Source organism: Parachlamydia acanthamoebae (genome assembly GCF_000875975.1).
GTDB classification, from domain to species: Bacteria; Chlamydiota; Chlamydiia; order Chlamydiales; family Parachlamydiaceae; genus Parachlamydia; species Parachlamydia acanthamoebae.
The window spans coordinates 51597-66439 of sequence record NZ_BAWW01000005.1 but is presented as its reverse complement, the minus strand read 5'-3'; the positions used below and the strand labels follow the sequence as shown (position 1 = coordinate 66439).

Annotated in this window: 14 protein-coding genes; all 14 read left to right on the top strand. The window is 39.0% G+C overall.

The annotated features are described in order from the left end of the window. Positions 1 to 101: 101 nt before the first annotated feature. Positions 102 to 986, top strand: a complete 885-nt coding sequence (locus tag AOM43_RS13250) for a hypothetical protein (protein WP_152618834.1) — start codon at positions 102 to 104, stop codon at positions 984 to 986. A gap of 277 nt (positions 987 to 1263) precedes the next feature. After that, complete coding sequence (locus tag AOM43_RS02785) at positions 1264 to 2367, top strand: UDP-N-acetylglucosamine--N-acetylmuramyl-(pentapeptide) pyrophosphoryl-undecaprenol N-acetylglucosamine transferase (RefSeq protein WP_059358938.1); 1104 nt, start codon at positions 1264 to 1266, stop codon at positions 2365 to 2367. Next, complete coding sequence (gene murC / locus AOM43_RS02780) at positions 2364 to 4730, top strand: UDP-N-acetylmuramate--L-alanine ligase (RefSeq protein ID WP_059358935.1); 2367 nt, start codon at positions 2364 to 2366, stop codon at positions 4728 to 4730. The genes AOM43_RS02785 and murC overlap by 4 nt, the downstream gene beginning before the upstream one ends. A gap of 20 nt (positions 4731 to 4750) precedes the next feature. Next, a complete protein-coding gene (locus tag AOM43_RS02775) occupies positions 4751 to 5509 on the top strand; it encodes a glycosyltransferase family 2 protein (RefSeq protein WP_039376703.1) in 759 nt (252 codons plus the stop codon). Next, a complete protein-coding gene (locus AOM43_RS02770) occupies positions 5506 to 6411 on the top strand; it encodes a cell division protein FtsQ/DivIB (RefSeq protein WP_013924897.1) in 906 nt (301 codons plus the stop codon). The genes AOM43_RS02775 and AOM43_RS02770 overlap by 4 nt, the downstream gene beginning before the upstream one ends. 14 nt (positions 6412 to 6425) lie before the next feature. Continuing rightward, positions 6426 to 6782 carry a divalent-cation tolerance protein CutA gene (cutA, locus tag AOM43_RS02765; RefSeq protein WP_006340851.1) on the top strand — a complete coding sequence of 119 codons (357 nt, stop codon included), beginning with the start codon at positions 6426 to 6428 and terminating at the stop codon, positions 6780 to 6782. 309 nt (positions 6783 to 7091) lie between these two features. Next, a complete protein-coding gene (locus tag AOM43_RS02760; RefSeq protein WP_006340850.1) occupies positions 7092 to 7322 on the top strand; it encodes a KH domain-containing protein in 231 nt (76 codons plus the stop codon). A gap of 126 nt (positions 7323 to 7448) precedes the next feature. Continuing rightward, positions 7449 to 7832 carry a single-stranded DNA-binding protein gene (locus AOM43_RS02755; RefSeq protein ID WP_013924898.1) on the top strand — a complete coding sequence of 128 codons (384 nt, stop codon included), beginning with the start codon at positions 7449 to 7451 and terminating at the stop codon, positions 7830 to 7832. A gap of 27 nt (positions 7833 to 7859) precedes the next feature. Continuing rightward, entirely contained in the window at positions 7860 to 8216 is a 357-nt protein-coding gene (locus AOM43_RS02750) for an STAS domain-containing protein (RefSeq protein WP_013924899.1), read from the top strand. A 59-nt stretch (positions 8217 to 8275) separates the two neighbouring features. Beyond that, positions 8276 to 9373 carry a tRNA (adenosine(37)-N6)-dimethylallyltransferase MiaA gene (gene miaA / locus AOM43_RS02745; RefSeq protein ID WP_006340845.1) on the top strand — a complete coding sequence of 366 codons (1098 nt, stop codon included), beginning with the start codon at positions 8276 to 8278 and terminating at the stop codon, positions 9371 to 9373. After that, entirely contained in the window at positions 9370 to 9903 is a 534-nt protein-coding gene (locus AOM43_RS02740; protein ID WP_013924900.1) for an NADPH-dependent FMN reductase, read from the top strand. The genes miaA and AOM43_RS02740 overlap by 4 nt, the downstream gene beginning before the upstream one ends. Positions 9904 to 10161: 258 nt before the next feature. Continuing rightward, entirely contained in the window at positions 10162 to 11880 is a 1719-nt protein-coding gene (locus AOM43_RS02735; protein ID WP_226987371.1) for a hypothetical protein, read from the top strand. Between the two features lie 52 nt (positions 11881 to 11932). Next, entirely contained in the window at positions 11933 to 12637 is a 705-nt protein-coding gene (locus tag AOM43_RS02730; RefSeq protein WP_226987370.1) for an HAD family hydrolase, read from the top strand. Positions 12638 to 12655: 18 nt separating this feature from the next. After that, the gene (locus tag AOM43_RS02725; protein WP_006340841.1) at positions 12656 to 14842 is read left to right on the top strand and encodes a glutamine synthetase III family protein; all 2187 of its coding nucleotides are present in this window, start codon (positions 12656 to 12658) and stop codon (positions 14840 to 14842) included. The last annotated feature ends 1 nt before the right edge of the window (position 14843 follow it).

The window sequence follows — 14843 nt, the reverse complement described above, 5'->3', positions numbered from 1 at the left end:
GCTTTCATACAATTATTCGACAAAAAATCGCGAGCAACTGCTCTTTAGAAGATATTGAGGAATCTCTTCAGCTTCTTAATTATAAGGATGCATTTAGCCTGATGAATGATGCAATTAAGACTCGGTTATCTTATGAATTTCAAAGGGATTGTCACATTACAACAGGAAATTCTATCATTGGACTTATTCACAAAACTATAGGACGGAATGCAAAAAATTTTGAGGAATGTTGTGATCGATTATTTGCTAATGTTTTAAAAATACATGCTGATGAAGATCTTGTTGTTCAAATGATAAAGCTAGACATTACCCATTGTTTGGTTGAACAATTATTCCAAAAGAAAAAATCTTGTGCTCAAAGCGAACTTGACGAGGCTCTCGTTTCGCTAGAAAGAACGATTTTCAATACCAAACTATTTAGAGAAGCAGATACATGGAATCTGGCTTCTCTCTTTTCTAATTCAGAACAAATGAGCCAAATTAGGGGTACAGTCACCGATATACGTGCTTTGAATAAAAGCAGAATAGATTTTTTTAATGAAATAAAAATGTCTCGTGAAAACCCGCGAGAGCAGTGGGAACATGTTCGTTCAAAATTTCAACTTCAATTGGATGATGTTTTTGCACCAATGATGGAAAGTTATAAAGAAAAAGAATTTCTTAGTTCTTTTGCAACGTTATGTACTAATATGAGCGAATATATTGATTCTCTTCAACTAAGCGGCACTTCCTTTTCAAAAGAAGACATCGAAATTTTTCAAGCAAAAATAGACAATGGAATAACAAAATTTGGAGAAAATTCTAATGATTTATTCCAAAACTTAAGAATCGAAGATTCTAAAACTGTTTTCGATACTATTCTTTCAACATTATACGTCAAAAGGAATTACATTTTGCTTTCTTTTACTTTTGCAATGAAGGATGTCCTAATGAAAATGATGGAAGAAGCGGTTAAAGCTAATCAACAGCTAAGTTCCCAGAGCTAGTCCAAAAGAATACCTATTTTCCTTTTGACGGGCTTCCTTCCTGTTTTTAGGGCTGGAAGAAAGCCTCGTTCTTTTTCTTAAAGAAAGAATTTTTCAAAAAAAACATTCAGTTTTAACTTACCTAAATTATTCGATCCACAAATTGATTCATTTTCATTTCTAAGTATACCTTCTCATTATTTGCAAAAGCCTTTGAAAATTTAGATTTCGCTCACGATGAATATGGATTTAGAATTGTTAATGCGCTATGTTAATGACTTCATTACAGGAGTGCCGCGTGGAAAAACGCATTTTGATTACGACAGGGGGAACTGGAGGGCATGTTTATCCCGCCATTGCTTTAGCTGAAAAATTGCAAGAAGTCAGTCCTCATATTCATTTTGTAGGTGGAAAGCTCGCCACAAATCCTTATTTTTTGAAAAATGCATTTCCTTTTACCGAAGTTTCTTGCGGAATGTGGAGCAGAAAAGGAGGGGTGTTACGTTTTCTCCGTGAGATGGGAAATATCTGTCGGGGGGTTAAAGAGAGTTATCAGTTTTTAAAACATTACAAACCCGATTTAATTGTTGGTTTTGGTAGCTATTATACCTTTCCTGTTTTGTGTGCGGCTCGTTTAGCTGGAATCCCTTATGTCTTGCATGAGGCAAATGCTATCCCCGGAAAAGTCATTAAACTGTTTTCTCCACAGGCTCTTTTTACAGGGGTTCATTTTTCTTCTGCTTGTCGGTATTTACAAGGAAAAGTCCTGGATATTGCTTTGCCTGTACGCAAAGGATTTAGTAAACAACGCTTTCCACAAGAAACTGCTAGAGCGTCAGTTGCTTTGCATCCATCCAAAAAAACGTGCTTGATTTTTGGTGGTTCGCAAGGGGCGGATGCTCTTAATCAAGCTATTTTAAAAGCTTTAGAGATTGTCAATAAAAATGAAATCCAGTTTTGGCACATCACAGGACATGTGGATTCTGTCGAAAGTGTGCGCTTGCATTATGCTCAAAAACAAATTCAAGCTTATGTAACACCATTTGAAATGCATATGGATATGGCTTGGAGTGCTGCAGACTTTGCTTTAACTCGTGCGGGTGCAGGCACAATTGCAGAGGCGATGGCTTTCGAGGTTCCCCTTATTCTGGTCCCGTATCCACAAGCAGCCGATCAACATCAAGATAAAAATGCGGATTTTATTGTGGAAGAGGTCAAGGGGGGGGTAAAAATCCGGCAAGCAGATTTAAACTTTGTTAAGCTGGGTACGCTTTTGAATGCTCTGACTGACGATCTAAGACTTAATAATTTGAAAGAGAGCATCACGATTCATAATCAAAATACGAAATTCAAAGAATTGCACTGCGTGATAGTTGATCACCTTAAGGGGAAATACGTATGACAACTTACCATTTTATTGGCATTGGCGGAATTGGAATGAGTGGCTTGGCTAAAATTCTCATAAGCCAAAATATTCCTGTAACTGGAAGTGACTTAGCTGAAAGCTCAACGACACGGGCTTTAAAAGAAGCGGGAGCTACTTTATTTATCGGACACTCAGCGTCTTATATAAAACCGGGTACGACGATTGTCTACACGAGCGATATCAAAGAATCCAATCCCGAGTTCATAGCTGCCCAGCAACTCAAATGTCCAATGTTGCATCGCTCAGACCTTTTAGCTTTACTGATGCAAAACCGTAAAACATTGGCAGTCACAGGCACGCATGGGAAAACAACAACGTCGAGTCTTCTATCATGGGTGTTGCATCATGCCGGACAAGATCCTTCATTTGCTATAGGGGGAGTAATTGCTCAACTAAATGCAAATGCTCAGCACGGGAAGGGGGACTATTTTGTAGCGGAAGCCGACGAAAGCGATGGGTCCTTTTTGCGCTATACTCCTTATGGAGGTATTATCACGAATATTGATTTGGACCATATGAATTATTATCAGACGGAAGAAGCGCTTGTAAGGGCTTTCCATCAGTTTGCAAAAAAGGTGGAGTCTGCCGATCATCTTTTCTGGTGTGGAGATGATTCTCGCTTGCAAAAGCTAAACATCGAAGGGGTTTCTTACGGATTTAATTCAGATTGTCAGCTGCGTATTCTCCAATTTACCCAGAAAGGATGGAAAACTTCTTTCGATATCACTTTCCGAGGACTGCAGTATCGCCAGATTGAGATTGCCCAAATCGGCTCTTATAATGTGCTAAATAGTGCGGCTGTTTTTGGCTTAGCTTTGCAAATGGGGATTGAAGAACATGCGATTCGAAAGGCTCTTTCGACGTTTCCTGGGGTTGGAAGAAGATGTACGATGCGGGGACAAAAACAAGAAATTTTATTCATTGATGATTATGCGCATCATCCAAACGAAATCGCAGTAACCTTACGAGCCATTCGTGATGCGATAGGGGAAAAAAGATTAATTGTTCTTTTTCAACCACACCGCTATTCCCGTACTAAAGACTGTCTTGGAACCTATCGAGGGATTTTCGAATCAGCGGACATGGTGTATGTAACTGATATTTATTCAGCTGGAGAACAAGAAATTCCTGGCGTCACAACACAAAAAGTTTTTGATGAGCTAAGCCAAGATCGTAGTCCCGATTTCTATTATAGTCCGCGGAAAGAAATTGTGGAAAAAGTTTATCAGACACTTTTCCCACATGATGTTGTGGTGACTTTGGGTGCGGGAGATATTCATGCTGCAATCCCTGAATTACTTCAAAAAATTGATTTGCAACCTCCCAAATTACACATTGGAATTTTGTATGGAGGTAAGTCAACCGAACATGAGGTTTCATTGACGTCTTCTCAATATATTTGTCGCTCGCTTGACCGAGATTTATATGAGACTCATGAATTTCTGATTACTAAAGAAGGGAAGTGGGTATTAAAAAATGAAGGGGATAGTGAAGAATTTTTAATTTCTTCTCAAGTTCTCCAGCAGTTACAAAAATGTGACCTCTTTTTTCCGATTTTGCATGGTACTTTTGGGGAAGATGGAACGATCCAAGGTTTCTTAGAAATTCTAGGAAAACCTTACGTTGGTTGTGATCATCAAAGCTCTGCAATTTGCATGGATAAAGCCATTGCTAAACGTTTGATGCAACATGCAGGTATCCAAACATCCTCCTTTATTGCTTTTAGCGAAACGGATTGGAAAAACAGGGCAAAAGACCTTCTTCACGAAATACGAGAAAAGCTGATTTTTCCGATTTTTGTAAAACCCGTTCATCTTGGATCAAGCATTGGTGTTCAAAGGGTGACAAATGAAACAGAATTAGATGCAGCAATTCGCAACGCTTTTGCGTTTGATCCTGTTATCCTTGTCGAAAATGAGATTGCGGGAAGAGAAATTGAATTTGCCGTTTTAGGAAATGATCAGATTACTGTACTTCCGCCCGGAGAGGTTTTTTCAGCGGGAAAAATTCACGACTACAGAGGTAAGTATTCACGCGATAATGCGACGCCATCGACTCCCCAAGCGGATTTACCTGAAAAATGGATGGAAGAAGGAAAGGCAATTGCGTTAAAAGCTTACCAAGCTGCAACTTGCAAGGGGATGGCGCGTATCGATTTTTTTCTTGATCAATCGGGATCTTTTTGGTTTAACGAAATCAATCCCATTCCAGGATTTACCCCCTTCAGCCTCTATCCGCAAATGTGTGAGGCTAATGGATTTTCTAATGAAGAGTTGATTGACCGCTTACTCATCCTTGGCCTGCAGCGCTCAAGGCAAAAAGAAAAGAAAGCTTATTAACACACGGCAAGGTATCGCATATGATGAAACGTTTTAAAGTGGTTGTTCCTTCTTTTAATAGCGTAGATTTTATTGAAAAAACGCTCCGTTCTATTGAATCCCAAACATATAAGAACTTTGACGTTTGCGTGATTGATGATGGCTCTACATTGCCCAAGCAAAGAGATATCATCCGGGACTTTTGTGAGAGAAACCAGTGGAAGTTCATTTTCCACGAGAAAAATGAGGGGGCTCTTTTCGGGCTTGTGGAGGCGATTAAAGGATTGCAATGCGAAGATGATGATGTCATTATTGTAATAGATGGAGATGATTGGTTAGCCCACGACCGTGCTTTTGAAAAAATTCATCAGATTTATACCGATAACGATGTGTATTTAACTTGGGGACAATGTGAAATTTATCCTCCAGGTAAAACGCCAATGAAATATGCTCAACCTATCCCTGAAATGATCATCGAGCAAAAGCTTTATCGAGATATTCCCTTTGTCTTTTGGCATCCAGGAACTTTTAAGTATTTTCTATGGAGACATCTGAAAGATATCGACCTCAGAGATGCAGATGGCGGCTATTTTCGCATCATGAAAGATAAAGCAACTTTATATCCGATGCTAGAAATGGCGGGGAACAAAATCAAGTTCATTGATGAAACACTTTATACTTATAACCTATCAAATCCTTTGAACGATTATGCCACAACTCCTATCGAAGAAGTGGAGCGGGTTAATCAGCTGTTGAAACAGCGCCCTCGCTATGCAACATTAGATTTTAGCCAAAGATGAATCAGTCGTACTCGCCCAATAAAATTCCCATTAGCCAAGCCATTGTTTGGATTCTCCTGTCAACTGTTCTGATTTCTGGTTCGGTTGGCATGGGAATTTTATACTATCTACACCTTCGTGATTTGCGCACACGGGATGAACAATACAATATTTCAGCCATCGTTCAGACCACTGCACATGCTGATGCCCTAAAAACGGTATTTTTAGCAGAAATATTAGATCTGTCGATTGATCACCCAACCAATCTTTACCGTTTCAATATAGAAGAGGCAAAGCATAAACTTCTAGCATGTTCTTTGATTAAAAAAGCGGAAATCAAAAAAATCAAACCGAGTGCAATTTTAATTGATTATTCCCTTAGGCAGCCGATTGCATTTCTAGGAGATTTTACCAATACAGCAATGGATGAAAATGGCTTTTTGTTTCCTTTCAAACCTTTTTTTACTCCAAAAAAACTTCCCGAAATATTTCTAGGTTGCGCAAAAGATCTTCAAAATATTTGGGGGAGTTGCCTTAAAGGGGATCATTTAGAATTAGCTTTGTCACTTTTTAATCTCGTGACTAAAAAATGTTGCTCTGAAAGTATGTACATTAGAAAAATTGATGTGTCAAAAGCTTATGCGCAAAGCCATGGGCAAAGACAAATTATTTTAGTTTTTGAGGAGCTTTTAGAAAGAAAAGTCAATGGAAAGTGGACTTTATGTGTTTTTCCACGACTGGTTCGTCTAAATACCGAGCATTTTCATCAAGGATTAGCCAATTATTTAGCATTGCGTGAATTTTTAAATAAACAAGCGAAACAACTTTCGGTCACGGAAGAAATGAATCAGATGCGAGGAAATGAGGTTATGGTCGATCTTCGGATACCCCATTTAGCTTACATCCAACCAGTTACATCATAATTTGGGAGGTATAAATGACTACATTTATCGAAGTTCATTGGACAAGTGGAAGTATTGAAGAAGCGCGTAAAATCTCTCGATATCTAGTCCAGGAACGATTTGTTGCCTGCGCACAAATTACCCCATGGATAGAGTCTATTTACATGTGGAATAACCAATTGGAAACAACGCAAGAAAGTAAAGTGGTTTTTAAAACTCGTCTTGAGAAATTTGAAAAAATCAAAGAAGTTATCTTGCAAAATTGCAGCTACCAAGTTCCCGAAATCACATACCAAATGATTCAGGGTGGAAATCGTGAATATTTAGAATGGGTGGAAACAAGTACCCCTGATTTTTCATCTACTTATGTAAAAGAGCCGGTCCAAAACTGATGGAAATGATTGAGACAAATATCTAAAGCATGTTATGAAATGCTTCACAGACTAACAAATCTCATTAAAAAGGATGCCTTTTTAATGAGATTAGCCCGATGTTGCGAATAGCTTATTTTTTTGGATTTTTTTTCGATATCTTTTAACTAGACTTCAAGTGTCTGAACTCGTTAATCTTGTTATGGTTAGCTGAGATGTGGACCTTTAAAAAAAAGTATAACGTCTTATCGAATCCTGAAAAGGTAAAGTTTCTCACGCTTACTTCAAACTGACATTAACATTTTCTGAAACCTCAGACCGAGTAAAGACATGAAAGAATTTATAGAATATTTAGTTAAAAATCTAGTTGAAGACCCCCAATCAGTCTCCGTAAATTGCTATGAAGGTGAGCCTGGCGTTATTGTTGAAATCCGCGTTAGTCAAGGAGACGTCGGAAAAGTTGTTGGCCGCAAGGGAATGACAATTAAAGCATTAAGAACAATCGCTTCCATGGTTTGCGCCCGCTTAGGATTAAAGGTTCGTTTAGAATTAATCGAATAATTTTCCTCTAAGAAAATATTTAGTTGTGCCCAGATCTTTATTCTTGTCTAAAATTTTAATTTTGATATCGTGAAGATAATAGGCAAAAAACAGATTATTCATACTTTGAATTAGGAAGAGTCTGATATGGTCGCACTAAATAAAGTGTTAATTGCAGGTCGTCTCACTCGCAAACCCGAGTTGCGAAAAACTCCTAATGGAGTTTCTGTTACAGATCTTTTATTAGCATTAAATCGTGAATTTGTAAGCTTTAACGGCGAAAAGCAACACGAAGTTTGTTTTGTCGATGTTGTCGTATGGGGTAAACAGGCTGAACATTGTGTCAATTCCCTATCATGCTCATCTTCTGTCTTGATTGAGGGCCGTTTACAGCTCGATGTCTGGCATGCCAAAGATGGTGACAAACGTTGTAAACTTCGTGTTGCCGCCGAAAGGGTTCAATTTTTAGATAAAAAAAGCCACCATGATTCTGAAGGTAAATTATCTGAAATGGCTGGACTTTCTTCTTAATTTGATTGTTTCAAATGAGGATGTTTTATGGCGTTAATGGAAGGCGCGATTGAAATTAGTGAAGAGCAAGAACACGGAATTCTCATCTTTCACATCAAAGGAAGACTCGATGCAATTTCATCACCAAAAGCCGAAAAAAAAATTTTTGAAAAAATTAATGACGGGCATTACAAACTTTTAATGGATTTTTCAGAGGTTAGCTATTTAAGCAGTGCTGGAATGCGCATGCTTTTATCAACCTCAAAGAAATTGAAGGCTTTTTCTGGAAAGCTTGTGCTATGTTGTGTAACACCAAATGTAATGGATGTTTTGAAAATGTCAGGGTTTGACCATGTGCTTGAAATCACGACATCTAAAGAACTCGCTCTATCTGCCTTTCACTAATCATTCTATTCTTTGGCAAAAACAACCGATGCTGATATGCTATTTTTCTTGCTGATTTTGTGAATTCCACAAAAGACGTATTTATCAAGCATCATTTCCTAGTAGATGGAACAAAAGGCCTGGTTGTGAGTGGCGTTATAGAAAGAGAAGAAGTTGAGCGTATTGTCCTTAATTTTGCGGTTGAAGCTCAAAAACAAATCCCTGTAAATCTTCAAAGACCTCGTAAAAGAGTGATTGTCATTTCCGGTCCTACTGGATGTGGTAAAACGGCTTTTTCCTTAAAGCTGGCTCAAGAAATTGGAGGCGAAATTATTTCCGCTGATTCGATGCAAATTTACCGCGGTATGGATATCGGAACAGCGAAAGCAACTCAAAAAGAAAGAGAAGCTATTCCCCATCATCTTTTAGATATTCGCGATGTTTCCGAGGCTTACAATGTCGTCGACTTTTACTATGAAGCAAGGCAATGTTGTGAAGAAATTCATAGTCGTGGCAATGTTCCCATTATAACGGGTGGCTCCGGCTTTTATTTACATTCTCTTCTATACGGTCCGCCAAGCGGACCTCCCTCTTTACCCGAATTACGCAAAGCTCTCGAAGCTGAACTTGAGCAGAAAGGTTCTGAATTTCTATACGAAAAGCTTAAACAGCTGGATTCTCAATATGCACACAGTATTACAAAACACGACAAACAAAAAATTATCCGGGCTTTGGAAATTCTCACTTTAACGGGTAAAAAAGTCAGCCGTCTCTCTTGGAAAGGAAGGCGCAAACCTAGAAATTACGATTTTCGCTGTTGGTTTCTTTACCGTCCTAAAGAGCATCTCTATCGTCGCATCGATCATCGCTGCGAAAAAATGGTGGAAGCTGGTCTTTTGGAAGAAGTAGAGAAATTGGAAAAAGAAGGGCTTCTTCAAAATCCGTCTGCTGCTCAAGCTATTGGATATCGCCAAGCTTTGGAATATTTTAAAACGCCCAAAACAAAAGAAGATTTCCAGAAATTTATGGATGACTTTAAAAAATCATCTAGACGCTATGCTAAAAGACAATTTACTTGGTTTAGGCAAGAGCCCTTGTTTCAATGGTTGGACTTAGATCTTCATGATTTGGAGGTTGCAGTTGAAATGGTTCGAAGAGACTATGAGATTGGCTTATGAAAATTATTGGAATCTGCGGAAGCCTACGTGTCCACTCTCGAACGAGCATGGCCCTAAAACTGGCTCTTGAAAAAGTCAAAAATTGGGAAGCGACTCCACACATTGTCGAATTACGCGATTTGAATCTTCCTTTTTGCAGCGGCGAGAAAGAATACGCAAACTACCCCGATGTCGAAACTCTACGCGATATGCTTAAAACAGCCGATGGAATCATTTTAGCCACACCTGAATACCACGGTAGTATGAGCGGATCCCTTAAAAATGCTCTCGATTTACTGCATAACGAAGATATTGAGGGGAAAGTGGTTGCTTTAATTAGTGTGCTCGGAGGAGAGATGAGTACGAACGCACTGCAAACAATGCGAATGGTTTGTCGTCATTTACATACTTGGGTAATCCCCGATCAACTCGCGATTTCCAATTCTTTTCAAGTCTTTGATTCTCAAGGAAATTTACTGGATAAGGGAATAGAAGCAAAACTTGAAATGCTTGTCCAAAATTTAGTGAAAGCCATTCATAAGTTGCGCTAAAATTATTTATTTATGCAAAAAATAATTTTTTATTTGAATAAGTTTTCATTTCTTCTCGAGTTGGTTCAGACATTTTCTTTACCTAAAAATGAGGATCTTCTATGATTTAGCCTGAAACCGGCCTACTGCGTAGTTTTGCAGGGTTTTTGGGTCAGGGGGCAATTGTTGACAATTCCTAAAAAAGAATTGTCAATCTTGAAGCGGAGAGTTTCCGCAAAATTGTGGTAATAATTAATGTCCAACAATAAAGATATCTCCATGAACCATTTTGAAAGTACAAATTTACGCGAAGAAGATCCAGAAAAAAGTCATGAACAATCACAGGATACTGATGGTCATCAAGAGACCGAACATTTAAATAAAAACGAACACCATACATCAAGTGATCCGAAAGAACATGATCTTGAATCTTCTCACGATGAAAGCGTAAGAAAACCTTCTCCAGCATTAGAGGCCTTTCAAGCCGAGCTTGCCAATTTCCCAGATGGAGAAGGAAAATTGCAGCATGCTATTTCTCGCATGGAAAACGCTTTAGCGCAATCTGGGAACCCAGATTTTCGTACTTTTTGGGATATTCGAAAAGTCTGCCTAGATTTGTTTAAAGAAAATTCGACGTCTCCCTTACGTCCACTTCTTTGGAATAAATACACTGAGCTATCAAAAGAAGCTCGTCGCTTAAAAGACATTTTGGATGAACAAAGTGCTTTTGCAGCTGAGCAAATTGAAATAGCGATTCAAGGAATTGAAAAAGAGATTATTGAGTTTGAGCAAGCCCTACAACAATTACCTCTTCCTCAATTTTCAATCGAAAATTCTATTTTTCAAGAAAAGCAAACATTCTATCAGCAAATTCAACGAGAACTGAATTTACTAAATGCGCAAGCTGCGAGAATTAATGCTTTACGAAAAGAATTGATTAAAACAGAAATGCGTGTTCGTCAAAAAAATAAATTCTTCCAACGTTTATCACAAGCGGGAGATAGTGTTTTTCCAAGACGCAAAAATTTAATTAAAGAAGTGAGCGATCATTTTCTTGAAGATGTAAATGCGTTCATTGAGGGACACTTTAAAGACGAAATTCACGAAAATTCGCTCTTCAATCTTCGTGAAGACATTAAGCTTTTACAAGGATTTGCAAAAGTTTTAACACTTAACACTTACGCCTTTACAACAAGCCGAACACGATTGAGTGCTTGCTGGGATGAAATTAAAAAGCTTGAAAAAGAACGTAAGAAAGAACGCTCGGTACAAAGAGAAGCATTTAAGCAAAACACAGAAAGTGTCTTGGCTAAGATTCAAGAATTGGATCAAGCTTTTCAAGAGGGCATGTCTCTCGCAGATGCACAAACAGGCATAGATGAAATCACTCACTATATGCGTGGTGTGGAGCTAGGAAGGCATGAAATTAAAACATTAAGAGATGAGCTTCAGATTGTTCGCAAGAAAATCCATGATAAGCAAAAAGCTGAAGAAGATGAGCGCTTAAACCGCGTAAAAGAAAAAGATCGTCAAAAACGTGATGCCTTGAATTTATTGAAGGGTGAGATCGAATCTTTGATGAAAAATTATGCGACAAAAAGTATACAGGAAATCGAAGCTGAACGAGATGTTCTTTTGCAAAAAATTACAGATGCGGCTCCATCAAAATTGGAAAAGCAAGAACTTGAACGTTTACTCAAACCTCTTCGCGATTATATCGCTGAGCTCCGTGAAAATGCTCTCCTTGCTTTATCCGATAACGATAAGCAAGCGATGCAGCAGCTCAAAGAAGTTTTGAAGCAAAAGCAAGAGCGTCGTCAAGAAATTAAAGCTCAGCTCGAAGTGTTACGTAAGGCAAGCAATGCTTCCGGATTCGACATTGAACAATCCTTGAACGTGAATTCCCGCCTAAATGCGGAAAAAGAACGTCTTGAAAAAATCAATGCGGGAATTGCAGAAATCGAAGCAAAGATTGCAGAATTAAAGAAAAAGATTTAGTCCTTTTTCTGGCACTATGCCCCCTCAGGCAAAAATTTGAGGGGGCGCAGTATTGGCGTTATCAACTTCAACATACTTAATTGGATGGATAGCCCATTTTATGATAAAAACACCCACTCATCTTAGTGTTTTTGATCTCGATCATACCCTTCTCACTCAAAACAGCAGTTTTAAATTCGGCGTCTACTTATACCAAACAGGAAAACTTGCCTGCTATAAAATGCTCCTACTCGTCGCGTGTTATGCATTTCACAAAATAGGCTTTTGTTCTTTTCGTAGATTACACATTCTCTGCCTAAAAATTTATTTTCAGTTCATCTCCTTTTCACAGCTGGAAAGCTGGATCGAAGAGTTTTTAGATTGTCATTTTGAAAAAATGATGAATCCCGTAGTTGTCACCAAGCTATTCGAAGCAAAAAAATCCAATCATTATACCATGATTTTGTCGACATCTCCTTGTTTCTTAGTTAAACACGTCGCTAAACGATTTCAAGTAGATTATTGGAACGGGACTTCCTATATTGTCGATAATGACAAGCTGGTAGGAATTGCTTCTGTTTTACTGGGAAGCGATAAAGCTAAGTATGTCAAATCTTTCTCAAACGAGAAAGGGTTGCCGATTCAGCAATGCACAGCTTATACCGATCATATTGCGGATCTTCCTTTGCTTGAAGCCGTTGGAAATGCGGTTGCTGTGAATCCAAGCAAAAAGCTACGCACATTGTGCCTACAAAATAACTGGACGATCCTAGATTAAAAAAACATGGAGACTAGTATGAATCCTCGTTTTAATGCTCTACAACTAACCGGCAAGCGTAATCGATCTCTCGGAAAAGAATTAACCTCCGTCAGTACCTCTGAAATTTTTGCAACACATGTCTTCAATCAACATGTTATGCAAAAAATGTTACCAAGAGAAATCTTTCGAAATGTTCAAGAAGCCATAGCGGGTCGAGAAAAAATCATTCCCGAATATGCTGATCCCATTGCTTCAGCGATGAAAGAGTGGGCTACCAAGCTTGGAGCTACTCATTACTGTCATTGGTTTCAACCCCTAACAGGGGCTGCAGCTGAAAAGCATGACGCCTTTATCGATTGGGAAACTGAAGACCAAGTCATTGAAAAGTTTAGTGGCAAACAACTTTTGCAAGGCGAACCAGATGCTTCTTCATTTCCTTCAGGGGGATTACGTACAACATTTGAGGCGCGTGGTTATACAGGCTGGGATCCGAGCTCTCCGGTCTTCATTTGGGAGGGAGGGGATGGTGTAACTTTATGCATTCCTTCTATTTTCTTTTCTTGGACAGGGGATGTTTTAGACAGTAAAATTCCTCTTTTACGCTCAGATCGAAAACTCAATGAGGAAGTTTTACGCCTTTTAAAGCTCACAGGGATTGAAGCAACCCGAGCTTATTCAACCTTAGGGCTTGAACAAGAATATTTCGTTGTGGATCGGGGTTTACGCAATTTACGACCAGACCTTGTGTTAGCTGGTAGAACAGTCTTCGGAGCACCCTCTCCAAAAGGTCAGGAGCTGCAAGATCATTATTTTGGATGTGTCAAAGATCGTATTTTGGCATATATGCGAGAATTTGAAGTGGCTGCATTCAAGTTGGGAATTCCTGTTAAAACACGGCATAACGAGGTTGCTCCAGCTCAGCATGAAGTGGCGCCTGTATTTGAAAAAGCCTCCGTGGCTGTTGATCACAATATCTTGTTGATGGAATTGATGCGACAGATAGCGCTAAAACATGACCTGTCGTGTTTATTGCACGAAAAGCCTTTCCAAGGATTGAATGGTTCAGGAAAGCATTGCAATTGGTCGATTAGCACGGATACAGGCATCAATCTTTTCGATCCTACCGATTCACCAGAAAACAATCTGCATTTTCTAATTCTATTAACGGCAACTCTATCGGCTGTTCATGAGCATTCGAGCCTGTTGCGTGCGGCTATTGGATCTGCCGGCAATGATTTTCGTTTAGGTGCTCACGAGGCTCCTCCAGCGATTATCTCCATTTATTTGGGAGATCAGTTAGAGTCGATTATCGAAGCGATCACGGCTCGAGGAACGATCTCTTCTTCCCCAAAGCACAAGTATGACCTTGGATTGCAAGTCATCCCAGATCTAACCAAAGATTATACAGATCGCAATCGCACCTCCCCCTTTGCCTTTACAGGGAATAAGTTTGAGTTTCGTGCATTGGGCTCGTCTGCAAATCCTTCTATGGCTGTAACTGTTTTGAATACAATTATGTCCAATAGTCTGCATCAAATCTTAAATGAAATTGAGCAAAATATTGGAGAAGATCGCTCCTATTCCAATAAAACACTTTTAGATGCTTCGATACCGATCATTCGTAAATATCTTCTGGCTTCACAAGCGATTCGCTTTTCAGGAGATAACTATAGTGAAAATTGGGAAAAGGAAGCCGCCAAACGCAATCTGCCTAACTTAAGAAAATCAATCGATGCCTTTGAAGCTTTTAAATTCCCCAGTTCTACCGAAGCATTTAAAGGGATTCTTTCTGGAAGCGAACTAACAAGTCGATATGAAGTACTTTTAGAGAATTATGCCCACACAGTGCGGATAGAAGCGAATTTAATGAAAGACATGTTTCAAACACAGATTTTACCCGTTGCCATCCGTCAGCAAAAAGAAATTGCTAAGACGATTTCTCTTTTGCAACAAATTAATTCAGGATTGGATAACACTCAGCAAAAAGAGTGGCTTTCTAAATTAAATCGATTGGTTGAAGAGGCGCTTCAAAATACCCATTTGCTCGATGAAGAGTGTCATGCTGCTGAAAAACTCTTTTTCAAAGACAAGGCACGCGCCTATTGCGATAAAGTGATTCCTGTTTGCCAAAAATTAAGGGAAATTGTGGATCAAATTGAACCTTTGGTCGATGATGGCCAATGGCCACTTCCGAAATATCGCGAATTGTTGTTCATGGTTTAGC

Coding starts and splice junctions, on each gene's coding strand:
- AOM43_RS13250 (WP_152618834.1), top strand. CDS start 102: ATGAATGATGCAATTAAGACTCGGTTATCTTATGAATTTCAAAGGGAT.
- murC (WP_059358935.1), top strand. CDS start 2,364: ATGACAACTTACCATTTTATTGGCATTGGCGGAATTGGAATGAGTGGC.
- AOM43_RS02775 (WP_039376703.1), top strand. CDS start 4,751: ATGATGAAACGTTTTAAAGTGGTTGTTCCTTCTTTTAATAGCGTAGAT.
- AOM43_RS02770 (WP_013924897.1), top strand. CDS start 5,506: ATGAATCAGTCGTACTCGCCCAATAAAATTCCCATTAGCCAAGCCATT.
- cutA (WP_006340851.1), top strand. CDS start 6,426: ATGACTACATTTATCGAAGTTCATTGGACAAGTGGAAGTATTGAAGAA.
- AOM43_RS02760 (WP_006340850.1), top strand. CDS start 7,092: ATGAAAGAATTTATAGAATATTTAGTTAAAAATCTAGTTGAAGACCCC.
- AOM43_RS02755 (WP_013924898.1), top strand. CDS start 7,449: ATGGTCGCACTAAATAAAGTGTTAATTGCAGGTCGTCTCACTCGCAAA.
- AOM43_RS02750 (WP_013924899.1), top strand. CDS start 7,860: ATGGCGTTAATGGAAGGCGCGATTGAAATTAGTGAAGAGCAAGAACAC.
- AOM43_RS02740 (WP_013924900.1), top strand. CDS start 9,370: ATGAAAATTATTGGAATCTGCGGAAGCCTACGTGTCCACTCTCGAACG.
- AOM43_RS02735 (WP_226987371.1), top strand. CDS start 10,162: ATGAACCATTTTGAAAGTACAAATTTACGCGAAGAAGATCCAGAAAAA.
- AOM43_RS02725 (WP_006340841.1), top strand. CDS start 12,656: ATGAATCCTCGTTTTAATGCTCTACAACTAACCGGCAAGCGTAATCGA.